At 66.1% G+C, this 18425-nt stretch carries 6 protein-coding genes; 5 read left to right on the top strand and 1 reads right to left on the bottom strand.

The annotated features are described in order from the left end of the window. Positions 1-42: 42 nt before the first annotated feature. A complete protein-coding gene (locus HWX31_RS01385) occupies positions 43-576 on the bottom strand; it encodes a shikimate kinase (RefSeq protein WP_174961253.1) in 534 nt (177 codons plus the stop codon). A gap of 198 nt (positions 577-774) precedes the next feature. Between HWX31_RS01385 and HWX31_RS01380 the strand changes: the two genes are divergently transcribed. The 5 genes from HWX31_RS01380 to HWX31_RS01360 all read left to right on the top strand — a co-directional run bounded on the left by HWX31_RS01380 (position 775) and on the right by HWX31_RS01360 (position 18216). Further along, the gene (locus HWX31_RS01380; RefSeq protein WP_174961251.1) at positions 775-2931 is read left to right on the top strand and encodes a filamentous hemagglutinin N-terminal domain-containing protein; all 2157 of its coding nucleotides are present in this window, start codon (positions 775-777) and stop codon (positions 2929-2931) included. A 35-nt stretch (positions 2932-2966) separates the two neighbouring features. Further along, positions 2967-4757: a ShlB/FhaC/HecB family hemolysin secretion/activation protein gene (locus HWX31_RS01375; RefSeq protein ID WP_174961331.1), complete on the top strand. Its 1791-nt coding sequence runs from the start codon at positions 2967-2969 to the stop codon at positions 4755-4757. A 10-nt stretch (positions 4758-4767) separates the two neighbouring features. Continuing rightward, entirely contained in the window at positions 4768-5700 is a 933-nt protein-coding gene (locus HWX31_RS01370; protein ID WP_174961248.1) for a peptidylprolyl isomerase, read from the top strand. A 137-nt stretch (positions 5701-5837) separates the two neighbouring features. After that, positions 5838-17891 (top strand): two-partner secretion domain-containing protein, encoded by a 12054-nt coding sequence (locus HWX31_RS01365; RefSeq protein ID WP_244143610.1) that lies wholly within the window; start codon positions 5838-5840, stop codon positions 17889-17891. Positions 17892-17907: 16 nt separating this feature from the next. Beyond that, entirely contained in the window at positions 17908-18216 is a 309-nt protein-coding gene (locus tag HWX31_RS01360) for a hypothetical protein (RefSeq protein ID WP_175933859.1), read from the top strand. The last annotated feature ends 209 nt before the right edge of the window (positions 18217-18425 follow it).

Below are 18425 nucleotides of genomic sequence, written 5' to 3'. Positions count from 1 at the left end.
CCCGCCACCGAACACAGGTAAGGGAGCAGTCGATAGACGAGGCTACTGCGAAGCCCCGAGCCTGAAAAGTCGTGACAACCCCGCTTCGATGCGGTGCGCGATATCCGCCGCACACGCGTCTGCCGACAACCGCGCCGTATCGACGACACAATCGCTGAACGGCCGCGACGCATAGCCCTCGCGATACATCTCCGCGATTCTTTCCCGCTCCCAATCCGTCAGCACGCGCTCACCGCGGTCCGACAGCGCGACCGCTTCCGGCGGCGCCAGCGTCGCGACGAACAGACGCGCCGAGCGTGCGTCGCATGCGGCGCGCAGCCGCTCGAATTCCATGTCGCCGATCGGATACGCGACGACCAGAAAACGTTTGCGCTCTTCCGCGATGCTGCGAACGATGCGCTCCAGCGCGATCGCCCATTGCACGTCGAATGGGGCGTCGTCGGGGGCATCGTGGTCGTCGCCGTCGATGAAGCGGGCGTCGGGCAGCATGCGCGCGAGTGCGACGCCGATCGTGGATTTGCCGCTGTTGATCGGGCCGTTCAGGTGGATGACGGTCAGGGGTGGCGTGGGAGGCATGACGTCGGAGTGTAATAAAAAAGTAATTATAAGTGTATGAATTTAGTAAGAAAAATAATCGGTAAACATCCCTAAAGAATTATCGAGCGGCGCCGTTAGTGTTCAGCAGAAGTTTAAAAAGTATCAAAGCAACAAAAAACCACACGACCAAACAACCGAGGAGCGCGCGGCCAACGCAGCCGCGCGCATGACCAGACAATGGCACGCCGCAACTCGATTCGGCGCGCAGGCGCCGGGGGCCTGCGCGTGATGTTCTTTTGCCTGGCCGCGGCCGGCGCGCTCCCGCGCTGTGCGCTCGCCGCCGGCATCGTGCCGGACGGCGGCACCGCGACGAGCGTTTCCCTTGCGCCGGATGGCCGGCAGCTCGTCAATCTCGCGCCGGCCGTCGCCGGCGTGTCGAGCAACACCTATTCGTCGTTCAACGTGACCGCGGCCGGCGCGACGCTGAACAACACCGGCATCAACGCGCGGACGATCGTCAACCAGGTGACGAGCACGAACCCGAGCCTGATCCAAGGCCAGATCGACGTCGCCGGACAGCGGGCGAACGTCGTGCTGGCCAACCCGAACGGCATCACCGTCAACGGCGGATCGTTCGTCAACACCGGGCACGTCGCGCTGTCCACCGGCAACGTGAGCTTCAACGACGTGCAGATCGCGCCCGGCGTGATCCAGCGCAACGTGGTGCTCGACACGGCGACGGGCACGATCGTCGTCGGCCCCGGCGGCCTCGCGAGCGCGCTGATCGGCCTCGACCTGATCGCAAAGACCATCCGCATCGACGGGCCCGTGCACAACACCTACACGTCGCCGACGGCCGGCGTACGGCTGCTGGCAGGCACCAGCCAGGTCACGCTGGACACCGGGCTGTCGCCGACCGACGACAAGCACGAGTGGCTCACGCGCAGCGCGACGATGAACCCCGACACGGCGTCGTCGTATGCGATCGACATTACGGCCGCCGGCAGCCTGACGAGCGGGCGCGTGGAACTGATCGTGACGGACCGCGGCCCCGGCGTGCGCAGCGCCGGCCCGCTGAACGCGTCGCTCGGCGATTTCCTGCTGACGTCGAACGGCAACGTCGAACTGTCGAACACGAAGATCGACGTCGCGCAGGATTTCAGCATGACCGCGCAGGGCGGCATCGCGCTGACGGACACGCAGGTCAAGGTCAACGCCGGCAAGGCGATCCTCGCGACCGACGGCGCGCTCACGTTCGCCGGCAGCAGCCTGCTCGCGTCCGGCAGCGTGAAGCTGAGCGGCGCGGGGATCGCGCTGAACCCCGACGGCGCGATGGCCGGCTCGACCGTCGCGTCGTCGCAAAGCGGCGTGGTGCTGAAGAGCACCGCGGACATCGTGAACGTCGGCTCGCTCGTGCAGGGGCAGGCCGCGATCGACGCGGACACCGATTCCGCCGGCGCGGTCACGCTGAACGCGGCCGGCCGCATCCTGAACCAGTCGCTGCCGCAATCGCGGCTCGGCATCCTGTTCGGCGTGCAGGGCGACGTGTCGCTCACGGCAGGCGGTGACGTCGTCAACCGCAATGCGCGGATCCTGTCGAACCGCAACGTCTCCGTCGTCGCCGGCGGCGACCTGAACAACGTCGTCGATCATGACTCCGGCGTGCAGAACGGCGCGGTGGTCGGCTTTTCGGAGCGCGGCGGCCGCTTCCTGATCTTCCGCCACCGCAGCGATGGCTTCACCGTCGACTACGGCTCGCTGGCCGACGCGTCGAAGCTCGCGTACATCACGGCCGACGCGGGCAACGTGATGGTCCGCGCCGCGAACGTGACCAACATCGGCGGCTCGATCCTGTCGAACGGCGGCGCGATCGACATTGCCGCGCGAGACAACCTGCTGACGCAGGCCGTCTTTACCGGGCAGGCATCGTTTCGCCGCTCCTGCTTCGTGTTCTGCAGCTCGAGCGCGTCGTCGAACGTGCAGGCGTTCGGCGGCGTCATCGAGGCCAACACCGACATCACGCTGAAGGCCGGCAAGCAGATCACCAACACGGGCGGGACGGTGCTCGCGCTCGGCAACTTGACGCTCGATGCGCCGAAGACGCTCGCGCAGGGCGTGCCCGGCTACACCGCGATCAACCGCGACCACGACCTCAAGGCGTGGTTCGGCAATCGCTGGGCGGCGATCTACGCGGCCGATACCGGCGGCATCTTTACCGGCGGTTCCGGCAAGGTGCGCCTGACCGGCGAAGCCGACATCGAAGGCGGCGCGTTCAACGCGCCCGGCGGCATCGCGGCGGCCGGCGGCGTGGTGACGATTCGTGCGCCGCGCCGCGAGCCGCTGACGATCGGCAACGGCAATCATCTGGGGCTCGTGTCGTGGTTCGGTCTGTGACGCTTCGCGCGCCGGCCGTGATCGCCGGGGCGTTCCTGCTGGCGGCAGGCACGGTGTCGCCGCACGCGCATGCGCAGCTGGCGGGCGGGCTGCCGCCCGGCGCGGCGGCGGGGATCGGCGGCCTTCCGCCGGGCCTTGCCGCGCCGCGGGTCGAGCAGGACCCGGCGCAGCGGCTGCTTCAGGAGCAGCGCGACCGCCAGCGCCGCGACGAGATCGCGCAGCCGCCCGCGCAGATCGCGCTGCCGGAGCAGCCGGCGATGCCGAACCTGCCGGCCGATGCCGACATCGAGGCGCTGCCGGACGTCGCGCCGACGTTCCGGATCGATCATGTCGAATTCACCGGCGACGCGATCCTCGGCCGGCGGGAACTCGACCGGATCGCCGCACCGTTCATCGGCAGGCAGCTCGGGCGCAACCGGATCAACCTGCTGTTGCGCCGGCTGACGGAAGCCTTCATCGCACGCGGCTACATCACGACGCGCGCATATCTCGGGCCGCAGAACCTCGCGTCCGGCACGCTGAAGATCAACGTCGTCTCCGGGCGCGTGGCCGCGCTGACGCTGAACGGCAAGCCGCTGCGGCCGCGCGATCCGGACGAGAAGTGGTACCAGGTGCGCGGCGGCGGCCTCGTCACCGAAGCCGGCACCGCATGGGCGTTCGCGAGCGGTCCGGGCGACCTGCTGCGCCTGCCAGATCTCGAGCAGGGCGTCGACCAGATCAACCGGCTGCGCCGCAACCAGGCCGAGATCCAGATCCTGCCGGGCGAGACGCCGGGCGATTCGGTCGTCGCGATCTCGAACCGCAGCGGCGATCGTCTGCACTACGACTTCGGCATCGACAACTACGGCAGCTCGCAGACGGGCACGATGCGCTACCGCGCCGGCGTCGAAGCGGACAACGTGATCGGCCTGCAGGAATCGCTGTCGCTCAATTACGTCGGCACGACCGATACGAACGCGATCGTGCTCTCGGCGGCGGTGCCGTACGGGTACCAGACTTTCAGCTACACGGTGTCGATGTCGGAGTATCAGCAGGCGATCGGCGACCTCGCGCTGCTCCAGGGCCGCACGTTCAGCCAGATGCTCGGCTGGAACGACGTGCTCGTGCGCTCGCCGCGCGGGCGCCTGAGCGTCGACGTGACGCTCAACAAGCTGCGCACGGAACGCGACGTGAACGGCATTCCGCTGTCGCCGCAGAACCTCACGGTGCTGCGCGTCGGGCTGAACGGGCTGGCCCGGTTCGTCGCGCGCGGCCAGGGTGCGGCAGCGACCTGGGACGTCGGCGTGTCGCAGGGGCTGCCGTGGCTCGCGGCGAATCACGATGCGTCCGACATCGGCGTCGACGACGCGCACAGTCAGTTCACGAAGCTCGACGCGACCGCGACGCTGCAGATGTCGCTCGGCACGCTCGCGGGGTCCGCATGGGCCTATCGCGGCACGTTGCGCGGCCAGTACAGCCGCGTCGCGATGTTCGGCAACGAGCAGATCTTTCTCGGCGGGATGAGCTCGGTGCGCGGCTTCACCGAAGGCGGGATCGCCGGCGACAGCGGCGTGTTCGCGCGCAACGAGGCCGCGTGGCAGAACGTGCCCGCATGGCGCGACGCGCGCATCGAACCGTATGCGTTTCTCGACGGCGGCAAGGCGCACCTGAATGCCCAGGGCGGCTGGCCGACGCTCATCGGCGCGGGCTTCGGCGCGCGCGCGCAGTGGCGCCGCAAGAGCGGCACGGTATCGGCCGAGGTGCTGGTCGGACAGGCGCTTGCGCAACCGGCCGCGCTCGGCAGGAAAGCCACCGTGCTGCTCGCAACACTTAACTGGTCAGATTGAAGGAGAACTCATGAAGCGCATGTCGAATGGAACTGCCGTCGCGATGAAATCGGGCCTGCCCGCGCTGGCGCGCCGCCTGTGCGCGGGGCTCGTCGCGGCGACGCTGTGCGGCGTGACGGCGCTGGATGCGCAGGCAGCCACCCGTTCCGCGAAGAAGCCCGCTGACGCGCCGCTCGCCGCTTCCGCTGCGTTGCCGGCCGGCGCCGTCGCGAGCGTGAACGGCGTGCCGATCATGCAGGCTCAAATCGACGAGGCCGTGCGCGCGGGGAAGGCGCCCGACACGCCCACGCTGCGCGCGGCGCTGAAGAACCAGCTGATCGCGCGCGAGCTGTTCCGCCAGGCGGCGCAGAAGCAGCACTACGACACGAAGCCGCAGGTCGTCGCCGCGGTCGAGCAGGCGAAGGCGCTCGCGATGATGCAGGCGTACCTGCGCGATCAGGTCAAGCCTGCGCCCGTGACCGATGCGGACGTGAAGGCGCGCTACGACGCGATCGTCGCGACGCTCGGCGAGAACGAATACAAGCCGAGCGTGATCGCGGTGAACGACGCGGACACCGCGAAGCAGCTCATCGCGCGGCTCAGGAAGGGCGAGGACTTCGCGAAGCTCGCGCAGGACAACAGCAAGGGGCCGGCTGCCGCGCAGGGCGGCGCGCTGAACTGGATTTCGTTCAAGACGCCGATCACGGCCGGCAACACGCAGAACTGGCCGCAGCCGCTGGCCGAGGCACTCGTGAAGCTGCCGCAGGGCGGGCTGACGCGCGAGCCGGTGCAGGTCGGCGACGCGTACTGGATCCTGCGCGTCGATGACAAGCGGCCGACGCAGGTGCCGGCATTCGACCAGGCGAAGGACACGCTGCGACAGCAGCTCGAACAGGTCGCGATGGAGAAGGCGACCGCGCAGGTGGTCGCGGATCTGATCCGCAACGCGCGCATTCAGCAGTAAGCGGTTTCGCCGGGCATGTGCCCGGCAATCCGGACGCGATGCCGGGCGGGGAAACCCGGCATCGCGTCCCGCCACGGTCGGGCCGACCGTCGGCATGCAACGCACGGCACAAGTACCAAAAACGAATCGAACAAGAAATGAACACGTCCAAGCGTAAGGTCTTGCAGCAACTGGCTGCCGCGGCAGCGGCGCGTGTCGGCGCGCGCGAGCGTTCGGAAACGTCGATGTCGCGTTTCCGTACCCACGCCCATGTGCCGCGCGAGTACCGCTGGTGGCAGCGCGTGATGTGCGCGCTCGTTGCGACGACGATGTTCATTGGCCCGATCACCGTGACGGTCGAGCAGAGCCGCGACGCGGCCGGCGTGCTTGGCGCAGGCAACCGGCGCCTCGACGACGATACATGGCAGCAACTGATCGACATGGCATCGGTGCGTGTGCGCCTGTCGATGCAGCTCGCCGCCGCCGCACCGATTACCGACCCGACGGCCCCCATCACCTTCCAGCCCGCGATCACGCAATCGACCGGCGCCGGCGGCGGCGTGCCGGTGGTCAACATCACCGCGCCGAACGCGGCGGGGATTTCGCTGAACCAGTATCAGCGCTTCAACATCGACCCGGTCGGCCTGATCCTGAACAACAGCCTGATGTCGGGCACGTCGCTGACGGGCGGGAACGTGCAGGCGAACCCGAACCTGAACGGGCGGGCCGCGAGCGTGATCGTGAACCAGGTCACATCGACGGGCAGCGGGTATGCGAGCTTGCTGAACGGCCCGCTCGAAGTGTTCGGCGCGCCGGCGACGGTGATCATCGCGAACCCGAACGGCATCACGACGCGCGGCACGGGCTTTACGAACACGATCGGCGTCACGCTGTCGACGGGCGCGCCGCAGTTCCTGAGCGGTGTTGGCGGTGCACCGACCGACTACGCGAACGCGAAGGCGATCGGCTACAACGTGACGGGCGGCCATCTGCAGATCGAAGGCAATGCGGGCGTGAACGGCCCCGGCGCGGGGATCGAAGGCACGGTCGGCACGATCGACCTGATCGGCGAGACGATCGGGGTCAACGCGCCGCTGTACGCGGGGATGCGGGTCAACGCGATTGCCGGGCGGCAGTTCGTGACGCCGTCGGCGGCGGACGTGACCGGCACGACCTACGGCACCACGTCGAACGGCGCAAACAATTCGGCCTCGGCGATCAATGCCGCGAACGGCGGCGCGAATCGTTCGCTCGCGATCGACGCGACCGCGTTCGGCGCGATGACAGCCGGCCAGATCCAGGTGATCAGCACGGCGGCGGGGATGGGCGTGCGAAGCGACGCGCAGCTGGCCGCGAACGCGGGCGACCTGCTGCTGTCGGCGAACGGCGACGTATCCATTGCGGGCTCGGCCGCGCGGCATCAGGCGACGTTGCAGAGCGCGGGCAACCTGTCGATGACGGGCACGCATATCGGCGTAGGCGGCTACACGATCAACGCGAACGGCGACGTCACGTCGACCGGCACGATCCAGTCGGGCGGCAAGCTGGCGGTATCGGCGGGCGGGAACGTGAACGTCGCGAACGCGCAGGCGAATAGTGATGTGGCGATCGCGGGCGGCGCAAACGTCACGCTGGGCGACCTGCAGGGCGGCGGCGCGCTGTCGCTGACGGCGCGCGGCGCGGACGGCGCGGGCGACGTGAACCTGAACGGCACGACGGTCGTGACCGGCGCGACGACCCTGCAGGCGGCGCGCGACGTCAACGTGAACGGGCAGACCAACAGCGGCACGCTGCAGGCGAGTGCGCAGCGCAACGTGACGGTCAACGCCGCGCTGCAGACGTCCGGCGATCTCGCGCTTACTGCGACGCAGGGCAACGTCGTGACGAACGCCGACGTAAAGAGCGGCGGCAACCTCACGCTGGCATCCGGACAGGACACGACGATCGCGGCGCAAGCGACCGCGCAGAACGCGGCAAGCGTGCGAACCGGACGCGACCTGAGCGTGAGCGGGTCGCTCGCGAGCGGCACGACACTGGCGGCCGATGTTGCTCGCGATGCGTCGGTCAGCGGATCGCTGATGGTCGGCACCGATGCGCGGGTCAATGCGGGCCGCAACGTCGACGTGTCCGGCGTCGCGATCGTTCAGCACAACGGCACACTGAGCGCGGGGAACGACGTTACCGGCAGCGGCTCGATCGCGTTCGGCCAGCGCGGCTCGCTGAGCGCCGCGCATGACGTCGCGCTGACCGGCAAGCTGCTCGCCAATGACCTGCAGGTGGACGCGGGCAACAGCGCGAGTCTCGCGGCGGTCCAGGCGGGCGGCGCATTCAAGGTGATGGCCAATGGCCTCGCCGGCGGCGGCGACCTGACGTTCAACGGGAACACGGCGATGCTCGGCGCGGTCGACGTGCATGCGGTGCGCGACGTCGTTGTGAACGGCACGCTGGCCGGCGGTTCGCAAGTCTCGCTCGCGGCTACCCGCAACGTGACGGTGAACGGCGGCGGGACCGTGCAGGCTGTGGGCGACCTCGCGCTGACGGCCGCGACCGGCAGCGTCACGTCGGCCGGCACGCTGAACGGCGCGGGCGCGCTGACGGCGCGGGGCGCGCAGGACGTCGCGCTGACCGGCGCGACGACGGTTACCGGCGACGTCACGGCAACGGCGGGGCGCGACCTGACGATCGGCGGCGCGTTCGCCGGACAGGGCGCGGCGACGCTCGCGGCCGGGCGCGACATCGTCACCGGCGGTACGAGCGGCTTCGTGCGCGACGCGACGCTGAACGCGGGCCACGACATCAACGTGACCGGCGCGTTCCAGGGCCGTGCGGTGTCGATGACCGCGACGGATTCGATCGCGCTGAATGACGTGCAGGCCAATGCCGCGCTGCAACTCGCGACCCATGGCGGCGACGTCACGATAGGCGGCAACGTGAATTCGCTGGCGAGCGGCACGATCAATGCCGCGCGCGACGTCGTCGTGAACGGCACGCTGCGCACGGCGAGCAAGCTTGCCGTCAACGGCGGCCGCAACACGTCCATCGGCGGAACCGTGCAGTCGAACGGTGACGTCACGCTGACGAACTCGGCCGGGGCGTTGACGAGCACCGGCACGATCCAGTCGGGCGGTGATCTGTCGATGACTGCCGCGCAGTCGGTCGACCTTGGTACGCACGCCACGTCGTCGCTCGGCAATCTCGCGGTCAACGCCGGCCAGAACCTGACGATGAACGGCTCCGTCGTCGCGCAGGGGAACGGCACGCTGACCGCGGGCGGCACGATCGGCGGCGCTGCCGCGGTGGCGTTCGGGCTCGCCGCGAACGTGAAGTCCGGCGGTGACACGAACCTGAGCGGTTCGCTGCGTGGCGGCAACGTGCAGACGACGGCCGGCGGATCGGCGACGCTGCATGACGTGCAGGCGGCGTCCGCACTCGCGCTCGGCGCGTCGAGCGACCTGAGCGTGACCGGCGCGGCGAACGGCGGCGCGGACGTGACGCTGAACGCGGGACGCAATGTCGACATCAGCGGCTCGCTGCAATCGGCCGGCAATACGTCGGTGCTGGCGACGGGCGGCAGCATCGGCGCGACCGGCACGATCGCGAGCAACGGAGCGTTTGGTGCAAAGGCGGGCACGGATGTCCGGCTCGGCGGCAATACGACCGTTGCGCGTGACACGAACCTGTCGGCCGGACGCGACGTCAATGTGAGCGGCACGCTGGCCGGGCAAGGGCAGGGCGTCGTCGATGCGACGCGCGACATCGTCGGCACGGGCAAGCTGACGTTCGCGCAACAGGCGACGCTCACGGCCGGGCGTGATATCGCGCAGCATGGACTGATCCAGGGGCAAGCCGTCAGCGTGACGGCAGCCGGGAACGCCAGCGTGCACAACGTCGAGTCGGCAGGCGCGATCGCGCTGCGCGCGAACGGCACGAACACCGCGACGGGGGCCGGCGATCTGGGCATCGACGGCGCGGTCGCGGCGGCGGGCGCGGTGACGGCGGTCGCGCAGAACGATGTGTCGGTCGCGGGCAAGATCGCCAGCGGCACGACGGTCGGTGTGACTGCGCAACGCAACGTCACCGTGGCGGGCGCGATCGAGGCGGTCGGCCATGCGACGATCGTCGCGCAGCAAGGCAGCCTGAACGCGACCGGCGGCATCAACAGCGGCGGCAAGCTGGGCATCACGACCGGGCTCGACCTGTCGCTCGGCGCCGCCACCAGTGCAGTCGGGGACGCGACGCTTGCGGCAGGCCGCGACGCGACGCTGAACGGGATGTTCGTCGGGCACGCGAACGGCAACGTGACGGCCGCGCGCGACATCAACGGCGGCGGCAAGCAGGCGTTCGACGCGAACGCGAACTACACCGCGCAGCGTGACGTCGCGCTGACGGGCAGCGTGCAGGCGAACAAGGTGACCGTGGTTGGCGGGAACAACGCGTCGCTGCACGATGCGACGTCCGCGACGACGTTGACCGTGACCGCGAACGGCAAGGCCGGCGAGGGCGATGCAGGGATCACCGGCACGGCGTCGGCGACGGGCGCAGTGAACATCACGGGCGCGCGCGACGTGTCCGTGAGCGGCACGCTCGGCAGCGGCGACGCGCTGACGCTGACCGGTCAACGCAACGTATCCGTCAGCGGCGGCGTGGAATCGAAGGGCGACCTGACGACGACCGCGACGAACGGTAATGTTGCATTGACGGGTGCGGCGACGACCGCGGGCGCGTTCAACAGCGTGTCCGGACTCGACACGCAGCTGGGCGGCAAGATCTCGGTGACGAAGCAGGTCAGCGTGCAAGCCGGGCGCGACATCGCGTTGACCGGCGCGCTCGCGGGCCAGATGAACGGCGCGCTGAACGCGGCGCGCGACATCAATGGCGCGGGTTCGGCGGCGTTCGCGCAGGCGGCGACGGTCGATGCGACGCGCGACATCGCGCTGACGGGTTCGCTGCAAGGCGCGAGCGTCAACGTGACGGGCGGGAACAACGCGGGGCTCGGCACGGTGCAGGCCGTCAGCGGCAATCTGGGTGTGACCGCGAAGGGTGGTGCGGGTGGCGGCGACGTGACGTTCGGCGGCGCGGCGACGGCGTTCGGCACGATGGCGCTGCAAGCCGCGCGCGACGCCAATGTCGCGGGCGCGATCAACACCGGCGGCACGACGACGATCAACGCTGCGCGCAGCGTGGCGCTTGCGTCGGTCAATTCGGCGGGCGATCTCGGCGTGACCGCGTTGGGCGGCAGCGCGAGCGCGAAGGACGTGACGACGCAGGGCAACCTGAACGTCAGCGCCGCGCAGGGGATTTCGTTTACGGGGCCGACCGTCGCGGGAGGCAATGCGTCGCTGAACGCGGGCGGCGACATGACGCTCGCAGGGGGCATCGGCGCGCAGCAAAGCGGCACGCTGACGGCGGGCGGCTCGGTGACGGCCGGTTCGATCGAGTTCGCGCAACAGGCCACGGTCAAGGCGGGCGGCAGCATTGCGGTTGAGGGCAAGGTCGCGACCAATGGCGATCTCGCGATGACGGCCGGCAACGATCTGTCGGCCGGAGAGGTCAAGGCGGGCGGCGCGATCGCGCTGGAAGCGCAAGGGCACAACGGCGCGGGCGACGCGACGGTCACGGGTGACGTGAAGTCGGGCAAGGCGACGACGATCACGGCCGCGCGCGATGCGGGCGTCGGCGGCGCGATCTCGAGCGGCGACAAGCTGAACGCGACCGCGGGGCGCGACCTGAACGTCGCGGGTGCGATCGAAGCGAGCGCCGACGTCGCGCTGGCCGCGACGACCGGTAAGCTCGGCGTCGGCGGGGCGGTGGTGACGGCCGGAAGTTTGGGAGCGAACGCCGGCGGCGCGTTGGCGCTGCGCGGCGGCGGTCTCGTGAACGGCGATACGACGTTGACGTCCGGCGGCGCGATGACGCTGGCCGGCGGATTGTTCGGTCTGGGGCTGGCGAGCATCCATGCGGGCGGCGCGATCGACGGCGGCGGTGCGCTGACTTACGCCAAGGACATCGACGTCAATGCAGGCGGCGGCATCGCGCTTGGTGCGGTGCAGGGCGCAGGCAAGTTCACGGCGGTATCCGGCGGCGACATGTCGTTCGGCGCTGCGACGGCGGTCGGCGAGGTGTCGGCGACGTCGAAAGCGGGCAGTGTGACGTTCGGCGGGCTGTTGCAGTCGGGCGGGAATGTCCGGGTTCAGGCGGCGAATGATGCCGCGCTGACGGGCGGCGTCGCGTCGATGGGGACGGTGAACGTCGAGGGGACGCACGGCAATGTGACGGTCGCGGGCGTGTCGGCGAATGGCGACGCGACGCTGCATGGCGGACAGAACGTCACGCTGAGCGGCAACAGCGTGGTGGCCGGGCAGTTTGGCGTGTCGGGCGGGAACGTGACGCTGAGCGGGTCCGCGGTCGGGTCGAAGGACGTGACCGTTTCCGCGCAGGGGACGGTGGATGCGGGCAATGCTTCGCTGGTTGCGTCGCAGAACCTGAAGGTGAACGGCGCGAACGTCACGCTCGGCAATGCGACGGTGGGCGGATCGCTGACCGCGCAGGCGTCGAATCAGCTCACGCTGGCCTCCGGGCGCGCGGTGAACGTGGTCGGCAATGCGACGCTGACTTCGCAGAACGGGATGTATAACGCGGCCCATGTGCTGGCCGGGTCGCTCAATGTGTCGGCGCCGAATCTGACGAACGCGGCGGGGGCGTCGCTTGCATCGATCGGTGCGACGACGATCAACGCGTCGAACTTCACGAACGCCGGGCTGGTGAATGGGACGACGACCAACGTCACTGTAGGGGGCGGGCTGACGAACGTCGGCGGATCGCTGATGGGCGTGAATGCGCTCAACATCAATACGGGTTCGCTGAACAACCAGAACGGGATCATCTTTGCCGGGAATCCGAGCGTCGGGACCGGTGCGACCGGGGACGTGTCGCTGACGATCAATGGCGGGAACGGCGCGTTCTATAACGCGGGCGGGCAGTTGCTCGCGCAACGGAACATGGGCGTCAGCGCGGTCAATACCGCGTTCGATCCGTCGCAGGGGACGATCAGTCAAGGTGGGTTCCTTACGTTGACGGCGAGGTCGATTAATGTCGGCGGAACGTGGAATTACGGCGGCGCGGGCGTCACGCTCACGGGCCTGAATGGGATCGTAAACAACGGCACGATCTCTGGCACTGCGGCGCTCACGCTCCAAGGACCGGTGACGAACAACGGGCAAATGCTCGGCAACGACGTGACGGTCAACGGCACGCTCAACAATGCGCTGGGTGAGCTTGTGCATGCGGGCGGCACGCTTACGTTGAATGGGGATGTGGCCAATGCCGGCACGGTTGAGGCGGTCAGTGCGATCAATGTGAATGCCAGCAATTACACCAATGCTGGGGCGACGACTCAATCGCAGGGGAATATAACCTTCAATCTGGGCGGGGTGCTGAATAACGTCGGTGGGTCGGTGTTTGCAGGGAATAACCTGAATATTAATGCTTGGGCGGTAATTAATGATCAGGCTAGCTCAGGGAGTGGTGGCTCGGCTACTGCTACAACGACGGTTGTTGATCCGGCACTTTTGTGGTCTGCTCCGCTTGGAACAATAGATTTTTATTTTTTAAGACACTCGAAGGCCCTTGACGATTATGTTGTTAAGGAATCTGCTCCCGCAACGCTTGGAGGTCTGCTTTATAAAGGCGATTGGGCAGTGCAATCAGGGACTGGGGGGAACTTGGCTCCGGTGGGGCAGCCATTTATGGGGTCGGGGACGGTCGTATTCAACGAATATCTGAATGCAGATGGGTATGGTCACAATGTCTGGTCCCCGTCGGCTTCCGTCGATCCTGTTGCCGCCACCTCTGTGTCGATTGCCTTGCCGACTATCCAGGCAACAACTGTTGCTCCGCAATCGGGGAGGGCAGGAGTACTTTCGGCTGGGGGCTCAATTGCGCTGACTGCCAATTCGCTGTCGAATCAAGGAGGAAAGATTGCTGCGCAAGGAAATATTGCGTTAAACGTACAGTCGCTGGCGAACGGTGCATTGAATTCGATTTTGCCATCGTACGTTACCGAATCTGTCAACCAAGCTGAGTATTCTGCATTTTTATCTAAGGTAAGTGCACTCAGCACGCCAAATAGCATTATTGCAATCCACGGAACGGGTGATCCGTTCTGCGCTAACTGCTCCCAGGGTGTACCCCCGGACACGTTCACGGTTAATATTGGTTCCGCCGCTCCAACATCAACCGGCACGACAACAATTTCTGCATCAACCGGCCTAATCGCCGCTGGCACGGACCTAACCGTCAACGGTGGCAATCTCGTCAACGCCGGCATGCTATACGCCGGCAACAACGTTCAGGTCAACGCCGCCAGCCTGGCCAACCAAGGCGGCAGCCAGCAGAGCTATTCGTCGAAGGTTGGCTGCGCTTCCGGCGTATCCTTCTGGTCTTGTAACAACGGGGTACAACCACGCGGCAATAACCCGAACACAACGACGTTCAGCTACTCGCAGAACAATGCGACGATCTATGCGGGCCATGACCTCGTCATCGCGGCCGGCCAGATCAACAACACGTACGGCAACCTGCTCGCGGGACACGACATCGTGATCGGCGGCGTCGGCACGACCGCGAGCTCGACCAAGCCTGCGCAGAGTCTGAACAACACGTCGGGCAACATCGTCGCGGGCAACAACATCACGTTGAACGTATCGGGGGCGATCACCAACAACCTGCCGCCGCCGGTTCCCGTACATGAAAACTACGGCAAGAAGGAGCAGTACTCGGGCTGCATGACCGCGGGTGGCTACAAGGAGAGCTACTGCGAAGGCTACGTCGACCAGCAGTCGGGTAGTTCGTCGGTGATCAGCGCGGGCAACAACTTGCAGATCAACGCGGGCAGCCTGACCAACATCGGCAGCCTGATTGCCGCGGGCAACAACGCGACGATCGCCGTCGCCGGCCCGGTCGTCAACGAGGCGCAGGTGCTGAACGCCTACTGGCACTCGCATTGGGTGCAGGAAACGGGCATGTTCAGCAGCGACAAGCGTCACGACATCTGGGCATGCGGCACGCCGGAGCAGTGCAAGGCGCTGTACGGCAGTGCGTATACCAGCACGGGTGGTGTGATCGACCCGCCGACGCCTGTCGGCAACATCGCGTCGACGATCCAAGCGCCGAACCTGTCGATTTCGTCGAACGGCCAGATCCAGAACGTCGGCAACGTGCTCGGCACGTCGGTGTCGCTGAGCGGCCAGAAGCTGATCAACGGCATCACGACGGCGAATACCTATACGCCGCGCGTGAACGCGCCGTCTCAGGTGATTTCGCTGAGTCCGGTTGATTTGCCGGGGCTGAACCTGTCGATTCCGCGCGCCGTTGGCACGGGTGCGCTGCCGACCCCGGTGGCCGGCAAGGCGTCTTACGTCGATGTGTCGCTGGGCGGATCCGCGCTCGGCTCGTATGGGCCGCAGGATCTGCTGAACAGCTTGCCGAAGGACTTGCAGCCGTCGTCGACGTTGTTCTACTACAACCCGCAGGAAGAGAACCTGCTGTTGCAGCAAGCCGCGTTGAAGCAAACCGGCAAGTCGAGCTTCGTCGACGGGCTGACGTATGACAGCAAGAACAACGTGTCGGTGACGGAGCAGGAGAAGGGGTACCTGTACCAGAACGCGCTCGATTACTCGAAGACGCATGGTTTGCAACTCGGTGTTGCCCTCACGCAGACGCAGATCAACGCGCTCGACAAGCCAATGCTGTGGTACGTCGAGCAGACGGTGCCGGACCCGACGTGTCACGAGACAGGGACGGTGACGTGCCCGACGATCACCGCGCTGATGCCGCAGGTGTATCTGCCGCAGGACACGACGGCGATGTCGGCCGGGGGGAACATTTCCGGTCATGACGTCACGCTGAAGTTCAATCAGGACGGTAACGGCAGCATCCTCAATACGGGGAGTATCACGGCGTCAGGGACGCTGAGCGTCGACACGCACACGCTGACGAACCAGGCGAATCAGGTCAATGTCGGGGAGATCTGGCAGAAGGTCGATGGCGGCTACCTGAAGACGACCGGGACGGTTGTGCAGCCGGGTGGGTTCATGAGCGCGGCGAACATGGACCTGAACGTGCAGACGCTCAACCAGATTGGCGGGGCGTTGCAGTTGCTCGGTGCGGACGGCAGTGTCAGTACAGACCGCACGCAGGCGTTGCTTGCCGATATACACACAAAGCTCGGTTCTGGATTCACGCAGACCACCCTTAGCGACAACCTCCATAGCGATTTCGTCAAGGCGGGCGACAGCTTTGGAATGGTGCAGCTGATCGGCATGGTGGCTGCGATCGCGCTGTCGGTCTACATGGGTCCCGCGATGTTCGGGGTATTTAACACCCTGATCGACCCGATCGCATTGGCGGCGATCAGTCCAACGCTGGCGGTGATTGGCAGTGCCGCAGCGACCGGTTTGGCTGCAGCGACGACGGCATTGGCAGCGGGCGCGGTGTCGCAAGTGATATCGACCGGTAGTCTCGATCTGAAGCAGACGTTCGAAGGCGCGGCCATCAGTGGCCTGACTGCGGGTCTGACGCAGGGTTTGTTGGGCTCGACCGGGATCACGAGCTGGGGCAATGGCGTGACACAGGCGTCGTCGGCCACGACGCTGTCGAATATCGGGGCAACCGCACAGAACATTGGCGGGCAGGCGCTGATCGGTGCGTCTGTACAGACGCTTTTCCAAGACGGTAGTTTTGGCAACGCTCTGCTGCATAACACCGTGCAGCAGGCAGCGGCTGTTGGCGCGAACGTAATTGGCGACGCATTCAACCAGCAATCGCCATCTTGGTGGATGAGCACGAGCAGCCCGTTATACGCGTTGGCGCATGCGGGGCTGGGCTGCGCGGCGTCTGCTGCAGAAGGTACCGGCTGCGCCAGCGGTGCGATTGGCGGAGCGGTCTCAGCCGGGTTGAATCCGATCATCGATGCGAACGGGAATATCCCGTCTGCCGCGTTGACGGCGATCGAAACGCTGGTAAGCGGTAGTGTCGCGGGTGCACTCGGGTTCAATGTTCAGGGCGCGATGACAGCGGCGCAGAACGAGACACAGAATAACTGGCTGAATCACATTCCCGCACAGCCGGGGCAGATCTCGCAGGCAGATCAGTACCAACAGGCGGTCGCATCGGGCGATACGAAAACGCAAGATCAACTGGCGGCGCTGGCGGCGCAGAACGATCAAAATCTGGCGCAGGCGTGCGCGGGCGGTACGGGTAGTGCAGCGTGTCAGGCTCAGATGGCGGCGGCACAGGCCGGCGGGAATCTGGTGCATCAGACGCGGTTGGGCGACGGGTTGTATTACACGTACGCGAACCCGCTTCAAGCGATGAACGGGCCGGAAAGTTTCCCGTCGTCGGCCGTGACGGGGCCTCAGCTCGTGCCGACTCCATCGGGTTCGTCGCTGGGTGCGCTGACGTTGGTCAGCATGTTGGAAAGCCCGCTGGCGGGCATGCTGGGCGGATGGCTGTCTGCATCGGGTTCGCCCACGGACGCGTATTACGCGGCGCAGTACGGCAATGCGGTGACGGGCATGGCGACGATGGGCGCGACAAGCCCGGGGCTGTCTCAGGTGCCTACTTCGCCGGCGGCGCGTGCTGCGAGGGAGCCAGTCATTGTGGATGTTGCAGACGGTGGAGCGATTAATGTCCAAGCTTCGCGGCTTGGTGATGCGTCACCGAATAGTAACAATGCCAACGCCTCAAACAATGGTGCCGCTGGTACTACCCTCTTCAGAGGAACGACGGAAGGGTATCCCGGTAATCCCGGTTTGCAAAAAATTGGCATTACGCCAACCACAAACGATCCGGCGATCGCGACCGTTTTTGCTACTGGAAGCGGGACGTCTTATGGCAATGGCATTGTACAGGTTGCTTTACCTGCCGATTTAGCGGGGATCGAGGTTTCGCCATTCGGAAATGCAAGCACTTCAACTCTTGCCCAACTAGAGAGTGAGTTCGCTGTTTCTGTTGCTCCTTCTCAGTTCACGAACTTGGCATCGACAACGATCACGTCAACCCAAGCTCGCTCGATCTTGTCTAAAATGGGAATCTCGGTTCCCGCGAATATTGGGGTTGGAGACATCACGTCCACGTTGCAAACGACACCTCGACTCACGGCGGCCCAGATTCAGCAGTTTATCCAACAGGCGAAGCAACTGAGCGGTAAATGAGCGGGAAGCAGAGATGATGAAATTGATCGCTGAGGACGCGCCAATCGAGAAGGAAAAGGGGCGTTGGGAAATTGTGATTCGATGCGTGACTGACATTCGGAAGGGCGGGCACTTATCAATGGCCACGCCTTATTCGGTGACGTTTAGCGAGGATCGCAGTTCTTGTACTCAGGTTGAAGGTGTGTCGTTCGCCATCGATCTTGTCATTGATCGAATCGAGTCGTATGGAAGAGAGTGGGACCTGCTTTATTCAGGCATGACAGCAAAGATCTCTGTCGTTGGCGATGCATCTTCGATTCCCGCAAGAGCTTATTTGGCGGGATAGGTGTGTGTCGAGTGTCGGCGAGCGTGACAGCGCGGCTGCTGATTTGCGCGATTCGTCGTCGTCCGCGCGCCGGTGCCGGACCACTAGAAAATCCTTCTCGCCACCTCGCGGCGCGCGTCCTCGTCGAGGCGCATTAGCCGGATTCCGTCGATCGCGCTGCGCAGCCAGGCATCGGCGATTACGCGATGTTTATCGTGTCGGCGGTCGGC

This window comes from Burkholderia ubonensis, assembly GCF_902833085.1.
Lineage (GTDB): Bacteria > Pseudomonadota > Gammaproteobacteria > Burkholderiales > Burkholderiaceae > Burkholderia > Burkholderia ubonensis.
The sequence above is the reverse complement of the archived record's forward strand: the minus strand, read 5'-3'. Positions and strand labels throughout refer to the sequence as shown.